A 23,333-nucleotide genomic window follows, 5' to 3' on the forward strand; every position below is an offset into this window, starting at 1 on the left:
GGCCACCGCCGGGGGGCACTGGCTAAGGTGGCCGCACGTTCAAGGGGTGGACACGGCGGAGGGATCGTCATGAGCGGAAGCAGCACACACCCGGGGGGTACGGGTCGTACGGGCTCCTTCGCCTGGAGCCGGACCGGCCGGGCCGTGGCCGCCGCGAAGCTGATGCTGGGCTGGGTGGCGCTGCTCTGGCTGATCGAGGCCGTCGACTACGCCACCGGCCACGCCCTCGACTCCTACGGGATCACCGCGCGGGAGGCCGACGGCCTGAGCGGGATCCCCGTGGCACCCTTCCTGCACTTCGGCTTCGGCCACGTGGCCTCCAACAGCGTCCCGCTGCTGGTCCTCGGCTTCGTCACCGCGCTGAGCGGCATAGGCCGCTTCCTGGCCGTCTGCGCGGCCATCGTCCTGGCCGACGGGTTCGCCGTCTGGCTGATCTCCCCGCCCCACAGCATCACGGCGGGCGCCTCGGGCCTGATTTTCGGCCTCTTCGGCTACCTGCTGGTGCGCGGCTTCGTGGAACGCAGCCCGATCGGCGTGGCCGTCGCCGTGGTCATCGCCGCCGTCTGGGGCACGACCTTCCTGGCCGGAGCCCTCCCGACGGACTCGATGGTCAGCTGGCAGGCCCACCTCTTCGGCCTCCTGGCCGGCGCCGCGGTGGCCGCGGCGGCGCGGCCGCGCCCGGAGGTGGCGGCGCTCTAGCCTGCGGCGCCGGGGTCGACGGGGAGCCCGGCCGTGCCGACGGCCACCTTCCCGATACCGGTCTCCACGGTGACCGTCTCCCCGTACGGGATCACGTCCCGGCCCCGGTAGCCATCCGGCCCGGGGTTCCACAGCGTGGTGCACTGCGCCTTGTACGGGTCGAAGGCCTCAGCGGAGTCGCGACGATGGCTCCCTCGACCAGCTGCGTCCGATGGCCGGGGAACATGCCCTCGAACCGGCTGAGCCGTGAGTGCGGGCCGTCGTTCTCCGGCATGGTCACGGCTGCACGCTACTCACCCGGGCAGCCCGCGAACCGCCGGATCCCGCAGGGCACACACGATCGAGTTACAGCGACAGCCCCCGCACCACCAGGTCCGCCAGGGCGCACACGAACAGGGCCATGCCGATGAAGCCGTTCACCGTGAAGAAGGCGCGGTTCAGGCGGGACAGGTCGTGGGGCGTGACGATGGTGTGCTCGTAGACGAAGGCCGCCACGACGATCAGCAGGCCCAGCCAGAACAGCCAGCCCGCGTCCGTCGCCACCGCGTACCAGGCCAGCAGGCCCGTGGTCACGACGTGCGCGCCGCGCGCGCCCCACAGGGCGGCCGGGATGCCGAAGCGGGCCGGGACGGACTTGACGCCCTCCGCGCGGTCCGCGGCCACGTCCTGGCAGGCGAAGATCAGGTCGAAGCCGCCGATCCACACGCCCACCGCGAGGCCGAGGATCACCGCGTCCCAGGACCACTCGCCGGTGATCGCGATCCAGGCCCCGACCGGGCCCATCGCCTGGGCGATGCCGAGGATGGCGTGCGGGAAGTTCGTGAACCGCTTCCCGTACGGGTACACCACCATCGGTACGACGGCGATCGGCGCCAGCATCAGGCAGAGCGGGTTCAGCAGCGCCGCCGAGCCGAGGAAGACGGCCAGGGCGATGCCGGCCCCGGTCCAGGCGGAGCGGACCGAGACGGCGCCCGTCACCAGCTCGCGCCCGGCGGTCCGCGGGTTCCGCGCGTCGATCTCGCGGTCGATGATCCGGTTGGCGGCCATCGCGAAGGTCCGCAGGCCCACCATGCAGACGGTGACGAGCAGCAGCTTCGTCCAGTGCATCCGCTCGTCGAGCGTGTACATCGCGGTGAGCGCGGCGATGTAGGCGAAGGGCAGCGCGAAGACCGAGTGCTCGATCATCACGAGCCGCAGGAACGCCTTGACCTTGCCGACCGGCTGCGGCGCCGGGCCGGACGAGCCGAGCAGTTCGTCGGCGGTCGTCATCATGCGAGGCTTCTCCGGAAGTCTTCGAGGTCGGCCAGCAGGTCGGCCGTGGGGAGCGTGCCGAGGTCCAGGGTCCACGGGCCCGCGGCGTGGCCCTCGGGCGGGGTGACGTGGGCGGTCAGCTGCCAGGTGGTGGGGGTCGGGCGCGCCTCCAGGCGCAGGAAGTTCCCCGCCTCCGCCGTGAACGGCTCGCCCGCGACCAGGTCGCGCTGGAGCTGCTCCGCGAAGTCGTCCGCCTCGATGTCCCGCGCGCCGGGCAGCTCGAAGCCGTCGCCTTCGCCGTCCTGGTCGAGCATCAGCGCCCAGACGTTGCCGGGGCCCGCGAACTCCTCGGGCGTGACGCCCGCCTGTTCGGCGGCGAGCCGGACGCCCGGGTCCGCAGGGTCGAGCTCCGGGCGCACCAAGGCCACGTAGACCTCGTCGGTACCGATGAAGAGGGCCGGGCCCCCCATGGCGACAGGACTCACAGTCCGTACTCCTTCCAGCGGCTGTCCACCAGTGCGGCGGTCGCCGGGTCGGACTCGACCATGTCAGGCCAGCCGCCGTCCCGGGTGTACCCCTCCGTCGGCAGCTTCTTCGTGGCGTCGATGCCCGCCTTGCCGCCCCAGAACTGCTGGTACGAGGCGTGGTCCAGGTGGTCCACCGGGCCCTCCACGACGGTGAGGTCGCGGGAGTAGTCCGTATTGCCGAGCGCGCGCCAGGAGACCTCGTGGAGGTCGTGGACGTCGCAGTCCTTGTCCACCACGATGATCAGCTTGGTCAGCGACATCATGTGCGCGCCCCAGATGGCGTGCATGACCTTCTGCGCGTGCTTCGGGTACTTCTTGTCGATCGAGACGATCGCGCAGTTGTGGAAGCCGCCCGACTCGGGGAGGTGGTAGTCCACGATGTCCGGGACGATGATCTTGAGGAGCGGCAGGAAGAAGCGTTCCGTCGCGCGGCCCAGCGGACCGTCCTCCGTCGGCGGCCGGCCCACCACGATCGACTGGATCAGCGGACGCTTGCGCATCGTCACGCAGTCGATCTTCAGTGCGGGGAAGGGCTCCTGCGGGGTGTAGAAGCCGGTGTGGTCGCCGAAGGGGCCCTCGGGGAGGGTCTCCCCGGGCTCCAGCCAGCCCTCGATGACCACCTCGGCGTGGGCCGGGACCTGGAGCGGGACCGTCTTGCAGTCCACCATCTCGATCCGCTTGCCCGCCACGAACCCGGCGAAGAGGTACTCGTCGATGTCCCCCGGCAGCGGCGCGGTCGACGCGTACGTCACGGCCGGCGGGCAGCCGAAGGCGATCGCGACCGGCAGCCGCTCACCGCGGGCCGCGGCCACCGCGTAGTGGTTGCGGCTGTCCTTGTGGATCTGCCAGTGCATGCCGATGGTGCGCTTGTCGTGGCGCTGGAGGCGGTACAGGCCGAGGTTGCGCACGCCCGTCTCGGGGTGCTTGGTGTGCGTCAGGCCGAGGTTGAAGAAGGAACCGCCGTCCTTCGGCCAGGTGAAGAGGGCCGGCAGCTGGTCCAGGTCCACGTCGTCGCCGGTGAGGACGACCTCCTGGACGGGCGCGGACTCGCCCTTCACCTTCTTCGGCGGCACGTGCACCATCGAGCCGAGCTTGCCGAAGGCCTCGCGGACGCCGATGAAGCCCTGGGGCAGCTCGGGCTTGAGCAGGCCGCCGATCTTCTCGCTGATCTCGGCGTACGACTTCAGCCCGAGGGCCTTCAGCAGTCGCCGGTCGGTCCCGAAGACGTTCATGGCCAGCGGCATCGCCGAGCCCTTGACGTTCTCGAAGAGCAGCGCGGGTCCGCCCGCCTTGTTCACTCTGTCGACGATCTCCCCGACCTCTAGGTACGGGTCCACTTCGGCCTTGATGCGCTTGAGGTCGCCCTCCCGCTCGAGGGCCCGGAGCAGCGAGCGGAGATCGTCGTAAGCCATGCGGCAATTGTGGCATCCCCGCTCAGAGCCCGAACCGCGGCGGGGCCTCTACCCTGGAAGAGTCCACGGCGGGCCTGCCCGGTCCGCACCGTTCTTCTGGGGGTCGGTCCCACACCGTGCTGCGCTATCTGCCGTTCCTGCTGATCATCGCGCTGACCATCTATACCTTCATCGACTGCCTGAACACGCCGGAGGAAGAGGTCAAGCACCTCCCGAAGGTCGTCTGGGTCCTGATCATCCTGCTCTTCTCGATCGTCGGTCCGGTGGTGTGGCTGTTCGCGGGCAAGAAGCGCGTGCCCGGCGGCGCCGGCAGGCCGCGGCAGGGCCGCCGCCAGTGGGTGGCGCCCGACGACAACCCGGAGTTCCTGAAGTCCCTCCGCGAGGAGCGGGACCAGAAGGAGCGGGACGAGAAGGAAAAGGACTAGGGCCAGGGCCAGGGCTAGGGCCAGGGCTGGAGCCAGGACCGGGACCGGGCCTGCGATCGGGCCCGGGCCACCAGGGATCCCGCGGGGCTCACACCGCCCAGGGCAGGGGGCGGGCGCCCTCGGTGCCGGGGACCGAGACGAGGCCGTCCGCGCACATGGCGACGTACACCTCGGTGTCGGCCAGGGCGTGGACACGGCGCAGGACGTCCGGGGGCAGCACCACGGCTTCGCCGGCGGCGACCTTCTCGGTGCGGCCGTCGCAGGTGACGTCCAGGGCTCCGGCGGTGACCGTCCAGACCTGCTCGCGGCTGACGGAGTGCTCGGGGCCGGTGATTCCGGCGGGGATGGCGGCGTGCCAGGTGCTCAGCTCCGCGCTGCCCCGGCTGGGGGAGGCGTAGCCGGTCATGGTCGCGTTCGGGGTGGTGATGACCTGGTCGGGGGACGGGGTGATGACGCGCACGGCGGTTCCCTCGCTTCTCGGACAGAGTGAGTCAAGCTGCTTTACTCGCTAAGTAAAGCAGCTTGACTCGCTTGTGTCACCATGTCTGCGTGACCACCCACCAGAGCGACGACATCGAGCTGGCCTTCCTGCTCGGCCTCGGCTTCCAGCTCCTGCTCGGCGAGTTCACCCGACGCCTCGAAGAGGACGGGTACGCCGACGGCCTGCGCCCCCTGCACGGCATGGCCTTCCAGGCCCTGGGCCCCTCCGGCGCCACCGCCACCGAGCTCGCCGAGCGGCTCGGGGTCACCAAACAGGCCGCCGGGCAGCTCGTCGACGACCTGGAGCGGCGCGGCTACCTGCGCCGCACCCCGCACCCCGAGGGCGGCCGCCGCAAGCTCGTGGTCCTGACCGAGGCCGCCACCGCCCACCTGGGAGCCGCCGGCCGCGTCCTGCACGAGCTGGAGGCCGAGCTCGGCCGCGGCAGCGTCGACCTCGGCGCCCTGCGCACCGAACTGGGCCGCCTCGTCCGCACCCTCAACGGGGACGGCCCCCTCCCGCCGCTGCGCCCCTCCTGGTGACGGAGCGGGAGGGCCGGGGAACGCCGGAGGGGCCGGGCGCCTTTCGGCTGCCCGGCCCCTCCGGCCTTCGGTCCATCAGTCCATCGGTCCCGCCGGTCAGACGCCCGCGTACGAGTGCTTTCCGCTCAGCAGGATGTTCACGCCGTAGTAGTTCCAGATCCAGCAGGCGAACGCGAAGAGCGCCAGGTACGCGGCCTTGCGGCCCTTCCAGCCGGCCGTGGCGCGGGCGTGCAGGTAGCAGGCGTACGCCACCCAGGTCACGAAGGACCAGACCTCCTTGGGGTCCCAGCCCCAGTAGCGGCCCCACGCGTCGCCGGCCCAGATCGCGCCCGCGATGATCGTGAAGGTCCACAGCGGGAAGACCGCCGCGTTGATGCGGTACGAGAACTTGTCGAGCGAGGCCGCCGACGGGAAGCGCTCCATGACCGAGGTGGCGAACCTGCCCGGCTTGCCTCCCCGCTCGAGCTTGGCCTCGTACGAGTCGCGGAAGAGGTACATGACCGCGCCGGCCGCGCCGATGTAGAAGACCGCACCGCAGATGATCGCGGTGGAGACGTGGATCAGCAGCCAGTACGACTTCAGGGCGGGGACCAGCTGGTCGCTGTCGGTGTAGAGCACCGTGGTCGCGATGCCCAGGTCGAGCAGGACCGTGGTGACCAGGAACAGCCCGAGCCAGCGGACGTTCTTCTTCAGCACCAGGAGCAGCAGGTACGCGCCGACGGCCACCGTGGAGAAGGTGATCGAGAACTCGTACATGTTGCCCCAGGGGGCCCGCTCCACCGACAGCGCGCGGGCGCCGACCCCGCCCGCCGCGAGGAGGAACCCGAGGGTGGTCAGCGAGACCGCGATGCGCCCGTACAGGTCGCCCTGGACGGTGCCGCCGGCCGCGCCGGGGCCGTCCGGGACGTCACGGGTGCCGGCGGCGCTGCGCGTGACCACCTTGGGCTTGTCGAGGACGGCGGTGCTGCTGCCCTTGCCCCGCACCTGTACGGCGGGGGCGGCGGCCTTGGCCGCGGCCTTGCCGCCGGCCCCGGACTGGGTGAGCGCGGCGGCCGTACGGGCCACCTTGCTGCGGCTGCCGAAAATCCACTCGGCGATGTGGGCGAAGAAGGCGAAGGTGTAGACCGCCATGGACGCGTAGATCAGGTTGTTGCTGAGGTGAGCCAGGTTCTCGTTGGCTGCGGCCGCGAGCTGCATCACGCGCGCTCCCCTTCGACTTCTTCGGCAGGTTCTGCGGGTTCGGGATCGGTTTCGGGATCGGTGGCGGCGGGCGCCGCGCTCGGCGCCCGCTCGTGGAGCGCGCCGGCGAGGACCGCCAGCTCCTCGGGGAGGTTGGCGGACTCGCTGCGGCCCAGTCCCGCCATCTCGACGACGGTCACGCCGTCCTTGCCGCGGGTCGCGCGCACCCAGATCCGGCGGCGCCGGATGAAGAGGGAGCCCGCGAGGCCCGCGATCGCGGCGACGGCGCCCGCGAGGGCGAGACCGCTGCCGGGCTGGTGGGTGATCGAGAAGGTGGCCCAGCGCTCGATGCCCTCGAACTTGACGGTGCCCTGGCCGCCGGGCAGTTCCATGGACTCGCCGGGCTTGAGCAGCTTCTTGAAGAGCTCGCCCTTCTCGTCCTTGAACATCTCCATCTTCGCCGTGTCGAGCTGGTAGACGTTCTGCGGCAGGCCGGAGTCCACGCCGAGGCTGCCGTGGTAGGCGTTGAGCGTCATCGCCGGATTGTCCAGTTCCGGGAACTGGGAGAGCATCGTGCCCTGGTTCTTGCCGGCGTAGGTCGGGATGAACCAGGTCTGGAAGCCGAGCTGCTCGGACTTCCCGTCCTTGTTCTTGTACCCGTCGGTGACCTTGACGGCTCCGGAGGACGTGAGGTTGCCGTCCTGCGGCAGCATCGGCACGGCGTCCTTGTAGATCACCTTGCCGGTGGGGTCGGTCACCGAGATGACCGGCGCGTAGCCGTGGCCGAGCAGGTAGACCTTGGAGCCGTCCACCACCAGGGGCTTGTTGACCTGGATCTCGCGCTTCTCGGGCTTGCCGTGCGCGCCGTCGCTGAAGGTGACGTACGCCTTGAAGTCGCGCGGGGTGCCCTTCTGCGGGCCCGTGCGCTCGAAGGACGCGTCGAACTTGTCCAGGGTGAAGGAGAAGGGCGGCAGGTCGTCCGGGTCGAAGAGACCGCCGGACTTGAAGTCGTCGTACTGGGTGAGCGTGTTCGAGAAGCCCTTGCCGCGCAGGACGAGCTTGCCGCCCTCGGACTTGAAGTACTGGCCCCAGGCGAAGGCGATCAGCATGACGATCAGCGCCACGTGGAACATCAGGTTCCCGGCCTCGCGCAGGTAGCCCTTCTCGGCCGAGACCGATCCCTTGCCCGCCTCGTTGCGGAAGCGGCGGCGGCCGAGCAGGCCGCGCGCGGAGGCGAGCACCTCGTCCGGGGAGCTGTCGGTGCGCCAGGTCGTGTACGCGGGCATCCGGTCGAGCCGCTTGGGCGCGGACGGCGGCCGGCCGGTGAGCTGGCCGACGAACTGCCAGGAGCGCGGCAGGATGCAGCCGATCAGCGAGATGAACAGCAGCAGGTAGATCGCGGAGAACCACACCGAGCTGTAGACGTCGAAGAGCTGGAGCTTCTCGGCGACGGTCACCCAGGAGGAGTGCTCCTTCTTCCAGGCGGCGACCTTCATCAGGTCGACCTGGTTCTGCGGGATCAGCGAGCCCGGGATGGACGCCAGCGACAGCATGAAGAGCAGGATCAGCGCGACACGCATGGAGGTGAGCTGCCGCCAGAACCAGCGGGCCCAGCCGAGCACCCCGATGCCCACGGGGCCGCCGGGGGCGTCCTCCAGCGGGGCGGTGGACAGCTGTGCGCCGGCGGCGGCCTCGGTGGAGGCCTCGGCTTCGGCGGCTGCTTCGGTGGCGGCGGAGTCGTTCGGCGCCTCGGGGGACGCCTTGTCGGTCGTACTCATGTCCTCGTAGTCCTCAGATCCCCACCGTGAAGCCGTTGGTCCAGCTCTGCATTTCGCTGACGATGCTGCTCCACATTCCTGTGACGAGCAGCAGACCGGTCAGGATCAGCATGCCGCCGCCGATCCGCATCACCCACGCGTAGTGCTTCTTCACCCAGCCGAACGCGCCGAGCGCCTTGCGGAAGGCGAGCGCGGTGGCGATGAACGGCAGCCCCAGCCCCAGGCAGAAGACCACGGTCAGCAGCGCGCCGCGGCCCGCGGTGGCCTGTTCGATGGAGAGGCTGCCGACAGCGGCGAGGGTCGGGCCCATGCAGGGGGTCCACCCCAGGCCGAAGAGCACGCCGAGCACGGGCGCGCCGACCAGGCCGACCGCCGGCTTCTTGTGGAAGCGGAACTCGCGCATCGTCAGGCCCGGGATCGCGCCCATGAAGAACAGGCCGAGCAGGATCACCAGCCCGCCGAGCACCTGGGAGATGACGTCCTTGTTGGCGTCGAGGGTCCGCCCGAAGAAGCCGAACAGCGCGCCTGTCGAGGTGAAGACGGCCGTGAAGCCGAGGACGAACAGGCTCGCACCGGCCAGCATCCGCCCGCGCCGGGCCTCGGCGAGGTCGGCTCCGCTGACACCGGTCACGTAGGAGAGGTAGCCGGGGACGAGCGGCAGCACGCAGGGGGAGAAGAAGGAGATCAGCCCGGCGAACAGGGCGATGGGGAGGGCCAGCAGCAGGCCGCCGTTGAGGACGGTCGTGTTCACGGTCTCGTCGGCGGCGAGGACGGCGTCGGAGAGCCCGGCGGGCCCGGTGAGTCCGGACAGTGCGGAGAGTGCGGTGACCACGAGGTCACTTCTCCGCGAGGAGCGGGTCGATCATCGAGCGCAGCTTCTCCTCGTTGACCGCGGCCAGGGTGCGGGCGGCGATCTTCCCGTCCTTGTCGAGGATGAGCGTGGAGGGGATGGCGTTCGGGTTGAGCGTGCCCTTGGGGAAGCGGAGCATCAGCTTGCCGTCCGGGTCGAAGAGGCTCGGGTAGGTGATCCCGAAGTTCTCTTCGAAGGAGGTCGCGCTCTGCTTGGTGTTGTCGCGGGTGTTGATGCCCACGAAGGCTACGGGCTGACCGGCCGCCTCCAGCTCCTTGGCGACCTTCGCGAAGTACTTGGCTTCGGCCCGGCACGGCGGGCACCAGGAGCCCCAGACGTTGAGGACGACGACCTTGCCCTTGAGGGTGGTGGTGTCCAGCGTCTTGCCGTCCACGGTCTCGCCGTCGAGCTTGGGTGCGTCCGTGCGCTTGCCCTTGGCGACCGTGGAGATGCCGTTGGAGCCCATCACGTAGTTGCCTCCGGCGGACCCGGAGGATTTGCTGCCGCCGTCCGCATCGCCGCACGCCGTGAGGGTGAGGGCGCCGGTGAGGGTCACCGCGGTCAGCAGGGTGGCGCGGCCGCTGGTCGAGCGGCTGCGGCGGGGGGCGCGGCTAAGGCTCATGTGAAAAGTTTCGCATGTGCGGTTTGCGGATCTTCCGCGCCCCCCGGGGGGTCTGCCAATCCCCTGGTCAGGTGCTGACCCGGGCCCGGTCAGGCCGCCGTGAGATACGTGCCCCAGCCACCGGTCGGCGCCTGGCCGGGGCCGAGCGTGCGCAGCTTGTCCAGCACCTTGGGGTCCTGGACGTCCAGCCAGTCGGTGAACTGACGGAAGGATACGAGGCGTACGTCCTTTTTGTCCGCCATGCCCTTGAGGGCCTCCTCGACGGCGTCCATGTAGATGCCGCCGTTCCACTGCTCGAAGTGGTTGCCGATGAAGAGGGGCGCGCGATTGGTCTCGTAGGCCCGCTTGAAGCCGCCGAGGTAGGCGGCGGTGGCCTGGGTGCGCCAGGCCGGGTAGTTGGACGGGACGCCCTTGGTGGTGTTCTTGGACTGGTTCGCGAGGATGTTGTAGTCCATCGACAGCACCTCGAAGGAGTGCCCGGGGAACGGGAGCGACTGCAGCGGCAGGTCCCACAGGCCACCGCGCCTGACCGGCCACTGCTGGAGGCCGCCGGGCGAGCTGGAGTCGTAGCGCCAGCCCAGCTTCTTGGCGGTCGGCAGCAGGTTGTCCTGGCCGAGCAGGCAGGGGGTGCGGGCGCCGACCAGCTCCTTGCGGTAGTCGAAGGGCAGCGGGTCGAGGTCGGTCCAGCCGGTGTTGGTGCGCCAGTTGGTGACGAAGGACACGGCCTGGTCGATCTCGCTCTGCCAGTCCTCCGGGGTCCACCTGCCGACCGAGCCGGAGCCGCCGCAGAAGTGCCCGTTGAAGTGGGTTCCTATTTCGTGGCCGTCGAGCCAGGCCTCGCGCACGTACCTGAGGGTGTTGCGGACGTTCTCGTCCTTGAGGTACCCGATGTCGGAGGCGCCGACGGGGTTCTTCGGCGGCCGGTAGAGGTCCTTCTTCGACTCGGGCAGGAGGTAGATCCCGGAGAGGAAGAAGGTCATCGCCGCGCCGTGGTCCTTGGCGAGCTTGAGGAAGCGGGGGAAGAGGCCGTTGCCGATCTCCCCCGCGCCGTCCCAGCTGAACACCACGAACTGGGGTGGGGTCTCGCCCGGCTGGAGGGGTACGGGGGCCGCCGGCTGGTGCGGCTGGGGCCCGGTGTCGGCGGTGGATCCGTCGCCGATGGGCTTGACCACCGGGCCGGACGGGGCGGCCGGGCCTCCCGGCGGCGTACCGCCCGACGGGTCGTTCGCTCCGGCGCCGCCCGCGTCGGACGGTCCGCCGACGCTGCAGCCGGCGATGCCGGCCGCGGCCGCGGCCCCAAGTCCGAGCCCGAGCACTCCTCTTCGGCTGAAGCCGCGCGTATCGCTCATAAAATGTCATACAAACGGACAATTTGATGAAGCGTAAGAGCGACACGGGCCAGTCGGCGTATTTGTATGAAATAAGACTGAGTCTTGACCAGTCTTGACCAGTCTTGGCCAACGGCACACGGCCCGGCCCCAAAGGGGCCGGGCCGTGTCATCGGTACCGCCGGGGCCGGGGCCTACGCCCCGAACGCCTTGGACTTGCCCTTCACCGGCTTCGCCCCCGCGAGGAGGTGCGCCGGGACCAGGTCCCGGGCCGGCTCGCTGTAGCCCACCGACACCAGCGCGTCCCCCTGGTACGTGAACGAGGTCAGCGAGGCCAGCGTGCACTGGCGGCGGCGCGGGTCGTGCCACAGCCGCCGCTTCTCCGCGAAGCTCCGCACGATCCAGATCGGGAGCTGGTGACTGACCGCCACCGCCTCGTGGCCGCGGGCCGCGTCACGGGCGGTCTCGATCGCGCTCATCATCCGCACGACCTGCTCGACGTACGGCTCGCCCCAGGACGGCTTGAACGGGTTCGTCAGGTGCTTCCAGTTCTCGGGCCGGCGCAGCGCGCCGTCGCCGACGCCGAAGGTCTTGCCCTCGAACACGTTGCCGGCCTCCAGGAGGCGGGCGTCGGTCGCCAGGTCCAGCCCGTGCGACTTGGCGATCGGCGCGGCCGTCTCCTGGGCCCGCTCCAGCGGGGACGCCACGACGTAGGTCACGTCGCGGTTCTCCAGGTGCTCCGCGACCCGGTCCGCCATCTTGCGGCCCAGCTCGGAGAGGTGGTAGCCGGCGCGGCGGCCGTACAGGACCCCGTCCGGGTTGTGCACCTCGCCGTGGCGCACCACGTGCACGACGGTGATCTCGTTGCCCTCACCAGCGGCTGCGGCGCTCATGCGGTGGCCTCCGCGGCGGCCCGGGCGGCGGCCGGCAGGGCGGCCGCGATGCGCTCGATCGCCTTGTCGTCGTGGGAGGTGGACACGAACCACGACTCGAACGCCGACGGCGGCAGGTAGACGCCCTGCGACAGCATCGAGTGGAAGAAGCCGTTGAAGCGGAAGGCCTCCTGCTTCTTCGCGTCGTCGTAGTTGCGGACCTCGTCCTCGGTGAAGAACACCGAGAACATGTTCGAGGCGGTCTGCAGCCGGTGCGCGACGCCCTCCTTGGTGAGCGCCTCGGTCACCAGCCCCTGGATCTGGAGCGACACGGCGTCGACCTTCTCGTACGCCGCCTCGTCCAGCAGCCGCAGCTGCGCCAGGCCGGCGGCCGTGGCGATCGGGTTACCGGACAGCGTGCCCGCCTGGTAGACGGGACCCGCGGGCGCCAGGTGGCCCATGACGTCCGCGCGGCCGCCGAAGGCCGCCGCCGGGAAGCCGCCGCCCATGACCTTGCCGAAGGTCATCAGGTCGGGCGTGACCCCGTCCACGCCGTACCAGCCGGCGCGCGAGGTACGGAAACCCGTCATGACCTCGTCGGAGATGTACAGGGCGCCGTTCGCCCGGCACAGGTCGGCGAGCCCCTGGTTGAAGCCCTCCCCCGGGGTCACGACGCCCATGTTGCCGGGCGCGGCCTCGGTGATCACACAGGCGATCTCGCCGGGGTGCGCGGCGAAGGCCGCCCGCACCGATTCCAGATCGTTGTAGGGGAGCACGATCGTGTCCCCGGCCTGCGCGCCCGTCACCCCGGGGGTGTCCGGCAGCGCGAAGGTCGCGAGGCCGGAGCCGGCGGCGGCCAGCAGCGAGTCCACGTGCCCGTGGTAGCAGCCGGCGAACTTCACGATCTTGGCGCGGCCGGTGAACCCGCGGGCGAGGCGGATCGCGGACATGGTCGCCTCGGTGCCCGAGGACACCAGCCGGACCTGCTCCACGGGTGCGATCCGCGCGACGATCTCCTCGGCGAGCGCGACCTCCCCCTCACCGGGGGTACCGAAGGAGGTGCCGCGGACGACGGCGGCCTGGATGGCCTCCACCACGGCCGGGTGGGCGTGGCCGAGGATCATCGGCCCCCACGAGCAGACCAGGTCGACGTACTCGCGCCCGTCGGCATCGGTCAGGTACGGACCGGTACCGGACACCATGAACCTGGGCGTTCCGCCCACGGCGCGGAAGGCGCGCACCGGAGAGTTCACGCCGCCAGGCGTCACGAGGGACGCGCGGTCAAAGAGAGTCTGCGAGACTTTGGCTTCATACGGGTACGGGTAGCTCACACCAGCCATGGTCTCAGAGGCCGCGACTGACTTGCGGACGGGCGTTTCACCGCGCCACCCCGGGGGAGGTCACTGCCATGATGATCAGGCTGCGTGGCGGGGGTCACGGGGCCGGGGCAGGCAAGACACGTCGGGTGGAGATATGCAACGCGGTGGTGGACCGGGCGAGGGCACGGACGGCCTGGACCCGCAGCGCGCCCGGGAACGTCGCCGCGGCAAGCACCGCCGACGTGCCACGGACGCGGCAGAACCCGTACCGGGCAGCGCGCTGGAACCCGACGGCCTCCCCAGGGGCCGCGGCATGGGCGTGACGTACAAGTACTTCGGCGCCCCCGACGGGGCCACGGCCGCGCGCGTCCCGGTGACGATGCGGCCGGAGGAGCTCGGCGGCGACGAGCTCGGCATGGGCGGCATGTTCACCAAGATCAAGCCGGAGACCGTCGCCGCGATGGTCCTGACCGGCATCGAGGGCATACCCCTGCACAAGGTGCCCCCGCTGGAGCTGGTCGTCCTGCACCCCGACTACGCCGTCGTGAAGCTCCCGATGACCGTCGTCGACCCGCTGCGCGGCATCGGCGAGGAATCGGTCGGCGCCGCCGCCTTCATCTGGTCCACGGTCCCCGACCGCGGCGGCCCCCGCGACGCCTTCAATGTCTATCAGCTGCTCCACGAATGGCAGGATTTCAGCCACCGGCTGCACGAAGCCGGGCACCAGCCGTACTGCCTCGTCTGGCCCTGACCGAGCCTCCCCTCCCTGCGGGCGGCCCCCCACGAGGACTCCCCGGCCCCGCCCGACCGCCCGTGGCGCATGAACGGCACCGGCAAGGGCACCTTCGGCAGCCGCGTGAAGGCCGCCACGGGCCGGCAGGTCCGCAAGGGCCTGTACTCATACCGCGACCACCCCTACCGCGACCCCGTGTGCGGCGCCCGGCCCGGCTCCCCCGACCGGGCTCCCCCGACCGGGCTCCCCCGGCCGGGCGTTTCACGTGCGGGAGGGGCTCCTTTCCGGCCGGTAACAAGACGATCACCCCAGGGGCAACTTGCCCCCACCTGGCCCCTGCTGGGGGTTTGGCGACGTTTATTTGATCTTCACATAGAGGGTCGGAGATGACATCGTCACAAGGCAAGCGGTAGCGCCGGGTTCGTCGGGGGGCGAGCATGCTGGCAGCCGCGTCCCCGGGGGAGCATGTCCGGGCGCGGAACCGCGATGCCTCCATACCCATGTCCCGTCCCGGCACTGCCTGTCAATCGAGGGATTGCAAGGCGGAACATGTCTTTGCTCAGAGACGCCGGCAGACGCCGGCGTCGCCTACGGTCGGCCCTGACCAGGGCGACCAGTACGACGGCCCTCCTGACGGCGTCCGCCGTCCTGGTGGGCACCATCCAGGCCGTCCCGGCCGCCGCCGAGACGGCGCCGGAACAGGACGACCCCACCCAGTACCGCAACAGCATCGGCAGCAGCCGGCGGCTCGACCGCTGTATCGCCGGGGTGGCGCTGCACGTCGGCGGCCCCCAGCTGAAGACCAAGGCCATCGAGGGGCTGGCCGGCACGGAGGAGCAGCTCAAGGGGATCGTCAACCCCATCGAGTGGTTCTACGACAGCGCGTTGAAGACCGCCTCCAAGGCCGACGAGAAGGCCGGGTACGAGTACGCCAACATGGTCAAGGCACGCCACGAGGCCTTGACCACCGTCAACGATCCCTACTTGTTCTCGGCTCCTTCCGACGCCGGCCTGACCCGGTACGCACCGGAGTTCGGCCGGGACGTCGCGCACTTCACCTCTGTCACTCAGAGGGATCTCGCCTATCGCCTGGGTGAGGCCGGCCTCAGCACGCCCAGCGCCGAGGCCCTGGCCCGCGCCAAGGTCATCGCCGAGGGGAACCAGGGCAAGGACGAGTTCCACGACTGGGCGTCGAAGTCGATGCTCAGCGACAGCCAGGTCGCGAACAGCGCCAGGACCTCCAGCGACATCGCCGCCTACCTCAAGCGCGGCGGCTTCCCGACCGTGGCGCCCGTCAAGGGCACCCCCGAGTACCGCGTCGAGATCGAGGACCTCAAGCAGGCCTGGGCCGGCTGCGATTACGCCAACCCGTACGACCCGTCGCGCAAGCTCAACGAGCCCGTCATGAACGCGATGGTCGAGTGGGAGCAGGAGTACGCGGGGCAGGCCGTCCAGCGCGCCGGCATCATGCGCGCGGAGGCCGACGCCTCGGCGGCGGCCCGCGAAGCCACCGACGACCTGATCGAGGCCATCGGTCAGGCGTGGCTCGCCGACCAGGTCCTGAAGTGGAGCAAGTTCTGGCGCGACAGGATCGCCCAGAAGCCCGGCTACTACACCGATGCGCCCGACAAGGCCAAGCTCGACAAGGCCGACGCGGACATCGCCCGCTACCGTGCCAACGTCGCCGCCCTCGTCACCTCGGCCAAGTCCTTCTCGGCGACGGCCGCCACCGCCTCACAGGCGGCCGTGACCGCACAGCAGGCCGCCTGGACCATCGCCGACTCGACCTTCGTCCCGCGCGGCCGGGGTCTGATGTACGCACAGCAGTCGGTGCAGGTGGCCCGTGCCTCCGCCGCGGCCGCCACCGCCGCCACGAAGGCGACCGAGACCGCGCTCGCCGCCGCCAAGGGCACCGCCGCCACCAGCTCGGCGCTGCTGGCGAAGGCGCAGACCGAGTCGCAGGCGATCGAGGCCGAGTTCCGCCGGGTCGCCGCCGAGGAGGCCGCCAAGCAGGCGAAGGCCGCCGCCGACAGCGCCAAGGCCAACGCCACTGCCGCCACGGAGAGCGCGAACACCGCGAAGGCCGCGCGGACCACGGCCGAGCAGCAGCGCGACAAGGCCAAGACCGCCGCCACCACGGCCGCCACCGAGCGCGCCAAGGCCCAGGCCGAGCAGGTCACCGCGGGTGACTCCCGGACGAAGGCCGTCACCGAGCGCGCCAAGGCCAAGGAGGCCGAGGAGCGCGCCGCTACCCAGCAGACCAGCGCCACGAGCGCGGGTACGGCCGCGGACACCGCGACCGCTGACGCGACCGCGAAGCGCACACTGGCCGACGAGAAGGCGAAGGCCGCTCAGACCGCGCGGGAGAAGGCGGTCACGGCGCTGCAGGCGAAGCAGGCCACCGCGGCCCGCGCCGCCGCCCTCGAAGCCGCCGCCACCGCTGCCGCGAGCAGCGCGGCCGCCGCCGAGACCCGTACGGCCGCCACGAAGGCCCGTACGGCCGCCGACCAGGCCACCGCGTCCGCCACCGCGGCCCAGACGGCCGCGGAGCAGGCCACCACTGCCGCCGTCACCGCGCGCGGCGCCGCGACCACGGCGGAGGGCGCCGCCGAGCGCGCCAAGGCCAATGCCGACACGGCCTGGTCCGCCTTCTACGCCTCCCAGGGCGCGGCTTCCACGGCGCACGTCGCCGCGGCCACCGCCCTGGACGCGTCGGAGGAGGCCGCGATCCGCGCGGACAACGCGGCGACGGCTTCGGAGAACGCCACCGAGCTCGCCAAGAAGGCGCAGCAGGATTCGGCCGCCGCCACGACCAGCGCCACGCAGGCCCTCAACTCGGCCGCGATCGTGGTCGGCCGTGCGTACGCGGCCGGTCAGGCCGCCCTGGCCGCCCGGGACAGCGCCAGGGAGGCGATCACCGCCGCCGACGTCGCCATCTCCGTCGGCACGCCGTACCAGGAGAAGGACAGTTCGGCCGCGTTCGCGGTGCTGTCCGGCCAGGCGTCGAAGACGATCGCCGAGCAGCAGGCCGCGGCGGCCAAGGCCACGGCGACCGCCGCTGCCGCCGCCGCCACGTCCGCGCAGCAGACCGCCTCGCAGGCCACGGGTGACGCGAAGCTCGCTGCCGAGGCGGCCTCCCTCGCGGCGGCCGACTCGGCGCGTGCCGTCGAGTCCGTGAACAGCGCCCAGACGGCAGCGGGACTGGCGTCCGCCGCGCAGCAGGGCGCGAAGAGCGCGTCCGACGCCGCCACCGGTCACGTCACACAGGCCGGAAAGGACGCGCTCAGCGCCCGGACCACCGCCGGTGCGGTGAGCGGCATCGCCGCCGAGGCCGGCCGTGAGGCGACCGCCGCCGAGCGGCACGCCGCCGAGGCGAACGGGAAGGCCGGCCGGTCCGCCGAGGAGGCCGCCGAAGCCGCGCGCAAGGCGGCCGCGTCGGAGAAGGCCGCCAAGGACGCCGAGGGCAAGGCGACCGACGCGGCGGGCAACAGCTCGGCCGCCGAGGAGGCCGCGAAGAAGATCGAGCAGGAGCAGCGCGAGAAGAACGAGGCCGCGCACCAGGCTGCCCTCGCCGGGGGCCTCACCCCCATCAAGGGCGGTGCCTCGAACTGGCCGGCGCTCGGTGACCGCGAGAAGCAGATCCTGCTCGACTCGTGTGGGCAGACCTGTGTCGACGACTACCGCAAGGGCCTCACGGCCGTCTCCGTGAACGTCGTCGACTGGGCGACGACCAAGGGCGGGCAGATCCTCTTCGAGCGGCTCGACGCCGCCAAGGTCAAGGAGTGCCTGCCCTCGCGGGACGTCGACGCCTGCCTCTGGGCGCTCGTGGACATCCCCTCGTCCTCCGTGATCGTCGGCCGGATCCCCGCACTCGCCCTGGCGATCCAGAAGGTCTCCGACGGCATGCGGACGATCTTCAACGACGCCGACAACGCACTGCGCCGGCTGGGCGAGCTGGCGGCCGTCATCCGTGACGCCCGGAGCACCCCGCGCCTGGAGCGCTGCATCACCGGTGTCGCCCTGCATGCCGGCGGCGCCCGTACGAAGGCCAAGGCCATCGAGGGCCTCACCGGGACCAACGCGCAGCTGCACGCGGTCATCGGCGACATCTCCTGGCTCCAGCTGATGCCCCTGGGGCAGGCCACCGCCCAGGACAAGAAGGCCGCGTACGAGTACGTGGACGCCATCGCGGCCCGCACGGCGATCCTGGAGGACGCCAACCGGCCGTACGCGATGAGCGCGTTCAGCGATCAGATCACGCTGCACGCACCGGAGTTCGGCGCCGAGGTCATGGAGTTCACCCACTCCACGCAGCCGAAGCTGTCCACCCGGCTGGGCTGGGACGGTCACACGAACCCCGGCACCGGGGCGATCGCCCAGGCGAAGGCGGTCACCGAGCAGAACCGTGGCAAGGACGACTGGCACGACTTCGCGGCGGACTCCATGCTGCGCGACGCCAGTGCGACCAACACCATGTTCTGGGGCGGCACCACCTCCACCGACCTCGCCACCTACCTGCGGTACGGCGGCTTCCCCGCGAAGAAGGTCACCGAGGGGACCCCGGCGTTCCGCGTCGAGGTCGAGAACCTCAAGCAGGCCTGGGCCACGTGCAACCACGGCGACCCCGTGGACCCGCGCAACGCCCTCAGCGACGCCGTGTCCCAGGCTTCGGCCGAGTGGGAGTCGGAGTACGCGGGCCAGAACACGCAGCGCGGCCTGATCATGCGGGCGGAGGCCGACGCCGCCGCGGCGACGAAGGCCGCCACCGACCACATGATCGAGGCCATCGGCCAGGCCTGGCTCGCCGAGCAGATCCTGCTGTGGCAGAAGTACTGGCACGACAAGCTCGCGGCCGACCCGAGCACCATCCTGAAGCCGAAGCAAGCCCTGTTCGACCGGGCGCAGACGGACCTCACGAAGGCCCGGGGCAACGTCGCGGCGCTGGTCGTCAAGGCCAAGGAGCAGTCCGCCCTGGCCACCGCCGCGTCCCAGCGCGCGGTGAGCGCCCAGCAGGACGCATGGACGATCGCGGACGCCTCCGAGGTGCCGCGCGGCCGTGGCCTGATGTACGCGCAGCAGTCGGTGCAGGTCGCCCGTGCCTCCGGCGCCGCCGCCACCGCTGCGGCGAAGGCCACGGAGACGGCGCTGAACGCGGCCAACGCCACGGTCGCGACGTCCCAAACGCTGCTGGCGCTCGCGCAGACCGAGGCCCACGCGGTGAACACCGAGTTCCGCCGCATCGCCGCGCAGGAGGCCGCCGCCCAGGCGAAGGCGGCGGCGGACAGCGCCGACGCCTACGCGGCCTCGGCCGCGGAGAACGCGAAGAAGGCCAAGAAGGCCAAGGAAACCGCCCTGGCGGAGGAGAAGGACGCCAAGCAGGCCGCGGCCGACGCCCAGGCGTCACGGGCCGTCGCCGAACTGGAGCGCGCCAACGCGGCGGCCTACCGGGCCACCGCGGAGAGCGAGCGGAACAAGGCCAAGGGCCACGAGGCCGACGCCGTCGCCCAGGGCCGGATCGCGAGCGACGCCCGCAAGTCGGCGGATGCGGCGGGAGCCACGGCGTCCGACCGCAGGGGTGATGCCGAGAAGGCCGAGCGCGAGGCGGTCGCGGCCCGTGACCGGGCTCAGGAGGCCGAGCTACGGCGTGACTCGCTGAACGCGAAGGCGGCGGCCCTGGAGGCCCAGGCCGACGCCGACGACGGTACGGACGCGGCCGAAGGCTCCCGTGCCGCCGCCACCACGGCCCGGGGCGCCGCCAACACGGCGACCACCGCCGCCACCAACGCCCGCGCGTCGGCGAACGCGGCCACCACCGCGGCCGTCAACGCCCGTGAGGCCGCCACCAAGGCGCAGGGCTCCGCGTCCCGTGCCCGGGAGGCGTCCGACAGCGCTTGGGCCTCCTTCATGGTCGCGGCCGGTTCGGCGGCAGCGGCGCACGCCGCGGCGGCCGAGGCCATCGACGCCTCCATAGCCGCGGCGGCCGACGCCAAGGGAGCCAAGGAGCAGTCGGAGAAGGCTTCCGCAGCGTCCAAGGTCGCCCAGGCGGACGCGGCGGCGGCGCGCAGCGAGGCGATACAGACCGCCAGCTGGGCGGCGACCACCGCCGGCAAGGCCCTCGCGGCCGTGCAGGCATCGGCTGCGGCCCGCGACTCCGCCAAGGCGGTGCTCAACCCGGCCAGCGAGGCGATCAGCCTCGGCGGCCCGTACCAGGAGTCCGACAGTTCGGCGGCGTTCGCGGTGCTGACGGGGCAGCAGTCCCTGACGGCCGCGCAGCAGCAGGCGGCGGCAGCGGCCGCCGCCGCGAACCAGGCGGACGGGTTCTCCGCCGAGGCGAAAGCCCTGGCCGCACAGGCCGCGGCGGACATGCAGGCCGCGGCGCAGTCGTCCGCGGCCGCGGCGACCGACGCGGCCCGTGCCGCCAAGGCGTACCAGCGGGCCCAGGCCTCGGCCTCCGCGGCCGCGGCGGACTCGAAGGCCGCCCAGGACTCGGCGAAGCGGTCCGACGGCTACGTCAAGGCGGCCGGCCAGGACGCCCTGAAGGCGTCGTCGGCGGCGATGGACGCGGAGGCGGACGCCGCAGCGGCGGACTCGGCCGCCACCGAGGCGGAGAAGGACGCCGCCTCGGCCCGCGCCGCGGCCACCCAGGCCGAGAAGGACGCCGCGAGCGCCCGCGCCACCGCCACCCAGGCGGAGACCGACGCGAAGGCGGCGGAGAAGGCCGCCGAGGGTGCGCGCGACGCGGCGACGGAGGCCCAGAACGCCGCGGACCGCTCGGAGAAGGGCGGCAGCGCCGAGCAGATCGGGCAGGGCGTCACCACCGGGATCGGCGATGTGTGGGCGATCCTCGACCACTTCGAGTACATCGGCGAACCGAAGAACGTCAAGAAGGACAACTGCGGCGCGATCTACCACGTCGGGAACTGCACGATCACGGCCGACGTCACGTACAAGGCGCACGTCGACGTGTACATGTGCGCGGTGGGATGGGAGACGTACGCGACCACCACGGGCAGCTGCCCGGCCGAGCACGCGATCTACCTCAAGCCCGACGTGAGCCCGGCGGAGACGAAGACCATCACGGTCACGCTGACGCCGCTCGAATTCAACTCGGGCATCGATCCGATCGACGTCCTACTCGGCGACTTCATCGGCTGCGCCAAGCTGCTCACACCGGGACTCTCGGGTGGCAGCTGGGGCGACTGCGCCTGGGCGGCGAGCTGGTTCGTCGCGGGCCCGATCTTCAGGTCGGCGAAGGCCGCGATCATGGCGGCGGACGCCGCCATCAAGACGGGCATCCGGTTCATGGACGCCTTCATGGCGCTCCGGACCATCGGCCTGACCGAGGCCGCGATCGCGGGCATCGTCAACCGGATCGTCCGGCAGCTCGACAAGGCGTGCAAGGTAGGGGGCGCCGCGACCTTCAAGGTCAAGGCGTTCTCCGTCGCGATGGCCGGCCCCAGCGACGCCGCCAAGCAGTGCGAGAAGATCATCGCGGATATGGCCAAGGACGGCGATCACGTCGTCCTCGGCATCAACGCCGGCCCGAACAAGGCCGGTTCGGACCACCTGGCCGGCGCCATCGGCGGGGGAACCTTCAACCCCAAGATGTTCGCGACGGAGGTACTCGACGCCAATGGCAATGGACTGCGCGCCCTGTGGACGATAGGCGTGGACAAAGCGGTGACCAACTCCAACGTGAAGATCTCGGTGTCCTTGGACGGTGTCCCCGGCGCCAAGAACGCCGACGAGGCGCTGACCAAGCTCCTGGCTCGAGCGGACACACTTCCCCCCGACAGGTTCGATGTGATCCAGGCAGGGGGCAACGGAACGGCCTGGGAGATGGGCAGACTCCGCACGGCCGTCCGGCGGGACCAGCGCACCTGGAAGTCCATCGACTGGTACATGTTCAACCCCGCGAAGGGGCCGAAGGGGGAGTACGAGCGGGTCTATCCCACCCGCTTCACCTACCCTGACGGATCGCTCGTGCCCGAGTAATTCTGAGGAGTGATGGGAATGACGGATTTCGTCCGAGAGGGGCGGCTCTTCAGAGTGACCGGGTTCAACCCCTCGCACCGCCAGCTCTTTCTGACCAGTGAGGCCACCCTCGCGGACCAGACCACGACGAGAGTCGAGGTCTATATCGGGCACGTGGAACTGATGTTCCTCAAGCCCTACTACGACAACGGGCTCCACATCCGGCGGGCGACCGCCACCGAGTTCGCCGTGCTCCACGAACGGCACGGCATTCCGGCGGCGGACGCCGCCTACACCTGGATGCTGGAGGAGGACGGCGACAGTTTCGTCGTCGGCGGTCATCCGAGCTGGCGGGAGGCGGAGTACGAGCTGATGGGCGAACGACAGTCGTTGTACGACCCGAATGAGTCTTGGCCGCCGCAATTCCCGGCGGAATCGGGGAGCGTCTACTGATACGAAAAAAGGGGGGCCTCCCCGGTGCATCGCACCGGGGAGGCCCCCCTTTTTTTAGTTATTCCGTCAGCCCGTCGGGGCGGAGAGACGTTCCAGCTGGGCCTTGATCACCGGCTCCGGGATCGCCGCCTTCTCCGCGTCCAGCATGTTCACGCCGTAGAACGCCGCGATGACGCCCCCGCTGCGCACCACCGTGTAGGTCATCGGCACCTTCTGCTTGCCGATGTCTCCGGTGATCCGGTAGCCGACGGCCTCGTCGCCGAGCTTCGGCGCGGGCAGCCCCTCGACCTTGCCGTACGCGAGGCCCAGCGTCTTGAACCCGTCGGGGCATTCGGCGACGGCCGTGCGCAGTTCCGTCATGACCTTGACGGCGTTGTCCTTCGAGTGCGAGGCCAGCCACATGGAGCCGACGGTCGCGTTCGTCGCCTCGCCGGGCTGGAGGGAGCGGTGCGCCACGCTCACGGCCGGAATGTGCGTGAAACCACCGATCAGGCTGGCGAGGGGCTGGCAGACCTTCTTGTCCGCCTCCATGCCCTGGCCGGCCTCGACGTCCGCCGCGGCGACCGGCTTGGCGTCGAAGCCCGCGGTCGAGCCGGTGATGGCCACCTTTTCGATGGCCTTTTCGTCGAGCGCGCCCAGGCGCTTCGCCTCGGCGGCGTTCTTCTCCTCGGCACTCTGCTCACTCTTCGCGCCGGCGCTCGCGCTCGCCTCCGGCTTCTTTCCGTCGGATTTCGCGGATTCACCGCTGCATCCGGACAGTGCGAGAAGGGCCGGTATGACGGCGGCAATGGGGAGGGCCCTGCGCATTTTCATGGTCTTTCCTGGCGTCTCTCGCTGGCGAAGCATTAGCGGAATGATCTTACCGAGAGCAGGGCCCGCCCTCATTACGTT

Annotated in this window: 18 protein-coding genes; 6 read left to right on the forward strand and 12 right to left on the reverse strand. The window is 70.9% G+C overall.

What is annotated here, in order from left to right; translation table 11 throughout:
• The first annotated feature begins 69 nt into the window (after positions 1–69).
• Positions 70–699, forward strand: coding sequence for a rhomboid family intramembrane serine protease (locus tag ACFYYB_RS17915; protein WP_389436086.1), 630 nt, complete (start codon positions 70–72; stop codon positions 697–699).
• A gap of 345 nt (positions 700–1,044) precedes the next feature.
• On the opposite strand, the gene mqnP is transcribed toward ACFYYB_RS17915, so the two are convergent.
• From mqnP to ACFYYB_RS17930, 3 genes are read right to left on the reverse strand one after another with little or no spacing between them, the layout of a single operon-like run.
• Positions 1,045–1,971, reverse strand: a complete 927-nt coding sequence (mqnP, locus tag ACFYYB_RS17920) for a menaquinone biosynthesis prenyltransferase MqnP (protein WP_389436087.1) — start codon at positions 1,969–1,971, stop codon at positions 1,045–1,047.
• A complete protein-coding gene (locus ACFYYB_RS17925) occupies positions 1,968–2,435 on the reverse strand; it encodes a hypothetical protein (protein ID WP_389436088.1) in 468 nt (155 codons plus the stop codon). Before ACFYYB_RS17925 ends, mqnP begins: the two co-directional genes overlap by 4 nt.
• Entirely contained in the window at positions 2,432–3,889 is a 1,458-nt protein-coding gene (locus tag ACFYYB_RS17930) for a menaquinone biosynthesis decarboxylase (RefSeq protein ID WP_327305209.1), read from the reverse strand. The genes ACFYYB_RS17925 and ACFYYB_RS17930 overlap by 4 nt, the downstream gene beginning before the upstream one ends.
• A 116-nt stretch (positions 3,890–4,005) precedes the next feature.
• Here ACFYYB_RS17930 and ACFYYB_RS17935 point away from each other — a divergent pair, with 116 nt between their 5' ends.
• Positions 4,006–4,314 carry a PLD nuclease N-terminal domain-containing protein gene (locus ACFYYB_RS17935; RefSeq protein WP_389436089.1) on the forward strand — a complete coding sequence of 103 codons (309 nt, stop codon included), beginning with the start codon at positions 4,006–4,008 and terminating at the stop codon, positions 4,312–4,314.
• 88 nt (positions 4,315–4,402) lie between these two features.
• Here ACFYYB_RS17935 and ACFYYB_RS17940 read toward each other — a convergent pair whose 3' ends face one another.
• Complete coding sequence (locus ACFYYB_RS17940) at positions 4,403–4,774, reverse strand: cupin domain-containing protein (protein WP_389436090.1); 372 nt, start codon at positions 4,772–4,774, stop codon at positions 4,403–4,405.
• Between the two features lie 89 nt (positions 4,775–4,863).
• Here ACFYYB_RS17940 and ACFYYB_RS17945 point away from each other — a divergent pair, with 89 nt between their 5' ends.
• A complete protein-coding gene (locus tag ACFYYB_RS17945; RefSeq protein WP_389436091.1) occupies positions 4,864–5,334 on the forward strand; it encodes a MarR family winged helix-turn-helix transcriptional regulator in 471 nt (156 codons plus the stop codon).
• Between the two features lie 96 nt (positions 5,335–5,430).
• Here ACFYYB_RS17945 and ccsB read toward each other — a convergent pair whose 3' ends face one another.
• From ccsB to hemL, 7 genes are all read right to left on the reverse strand, one after another.
• Complete coding sequence (ccsB, locus tag ACFYYB_RS17950; protein WP_389436239.1) at positions 5,431–6,531, reverse strand: c-type cytochrome biogenesis protein CcsB; 1,101 nt, start codon at positions 6,529–6,531, stop codon at positions 5,431–5,433.
• Complete coding sequence (locus ACFYYB_RS17955) at positions 6,531–8,291, reverse strand: cytochrome c biogenesis protein ResB (RefSeq protein WP_389436092.1); 1,761 nt, start codon at positions 8,289–8,291, stop codon at positions 6,531–6,533. Before ACFYYB_RS17955 ends, ccsB begins: the two co-directional genes overlap by 1 nt.
• Before the next feature lie 13 nt (positions 8,292–8,304).
• Positions 8,305–9,042: a cytochrome c biogenesis CcdA family protein gene (locus tag ACFYYB_RS17960; RefSeq protein ID WP_389436240.1), complete on the reverse strand. Its 738-nt coding sequence runs from the start codon at positions 9,040–9,042 to the stop codon at positions 8,305–8,307.
• An 85-nt stretch (positions 9,043–9,127) separates the two neighbouring features.
• Positions 9,128–9,763 carry a TlpA family protein disulfide reductase gene (locus ACFYYB_RS17965; RefSeq protein WP_389436093.1) on the reverse strand — a complete coding sequence of 212 codons (636 nt, stop codon included), beginning with the start codon at positions 9,761–9,763 and terminating at the stop codon, positions 9,128–9,130.
• A gap of 89 nt (positions 9,764–9,852) precedes the next feature.
• Entirely contained in the window at positions 9,853–11,112 is a 1,260-nt protein-coding gene (locus ACFYYB_RS17970; protein WP_389436094.1) for a hypothetical protein, read from the reverse strand.
• A gap of 173 nt (positions 11,113–11,285) precedes the next feature.
• Positions 11,286–11,984 (reverse strand): histidine phosphatase family protein, encoded by a 699-nt coding sequence (locus tag ACFYYB_RS17975; RefSeq protein WP_389436095.1) that lies wholly within the window; start codon positions 11,982–11,984, stop codon positions 11,286–11,288.
• Positions 11,981–13,303: a glutamate-1-semialdehyde 2,1-aminomutase gene (gene hemL / locus ACFYYB_RS17980; RefSeq protein WP_389436096.1), complete on the reverse strand. Its 1,323-nt coding sequence runs from the start codon at positions 13,301–13,303 to the stop codon at positions 11,981–11,983. Before hemL ends, ACFYYB_RS17975 begins: the two co-directional genes overlap by 4 nt.
• Before the next feature lie 292 nt (positions 13,304–13,595).
• Here hemL and ACFYYB_RS17985 point away from each other — a divergent pair, with 292 nt between their 5' ends.
• The 3 genes from ACFYYB_RS17985 (at position 13,596) to ACFYYB_RS17995 (ending at position 22,442) form a co-directional block, all read left to right on the forward strand.
• Positions 13,596–14,033 (forward strand): hypothetical protein, encoded by a 438-nt coding sequence (locus ACFYYB_RS17985; protein WP_008738524.1) that lies wholly within the window; start codon positions 13,596–13,598, stop codon positions 14,031–14,033.
• Between the two features lie 531 nt (positions 14,034–14,564).
• Positions 14,565–22,010: a polymorphic toxin type 27 domain-containing protein gene (locus tag ACFYYB_RS17990; protein ID WP_389436097.1), complete on the forward strand. Its 7,446-nt coding sequence runs from the start codon at positions 14,565–14,567 to the stop codon at positions 22,008–22,010.
• An 18-nt stretch (positions 22,011–22,028) separates the two neighbouring features.
• Positions 22,029–22,442 carry a hypothetical protein gene (locus ACFYYB_RS17995; protein ID WP_389436098.1) on the forward strand — a complete coding sequence of 138 codons (414 nt, stop codon included), beginning with the start codon at positions 22,029–22,031 and terminating at the stop codon, positions 22,440–22,442.
• Between the two features lie 66 nt (positions 22,443–22,508).
• On the opposite strand, the gene ACFYYB_RS18000 is transcribed toward ACFYYB_RS17995, so the two are convergent.
• Entirely contained in the window at positions 22,509–23,255 is a 747-nt protein-coding gene (locus tag ACFYYB_RS18000; protein WP_389436099.1) for a hypothetical protein, read from the reverse strand.
• Positions 23,256–23,333: the final 78 nt, after the last annotated feature.

The organism is Streptomyces sp. NPDC002886, from assembly GCF_042888445.1.
Classification (GTDB): Bacteria; Actinomycetota; Actinomycetes; order Streptomycetales; family Streptomycetaceae; genus Streptomyces.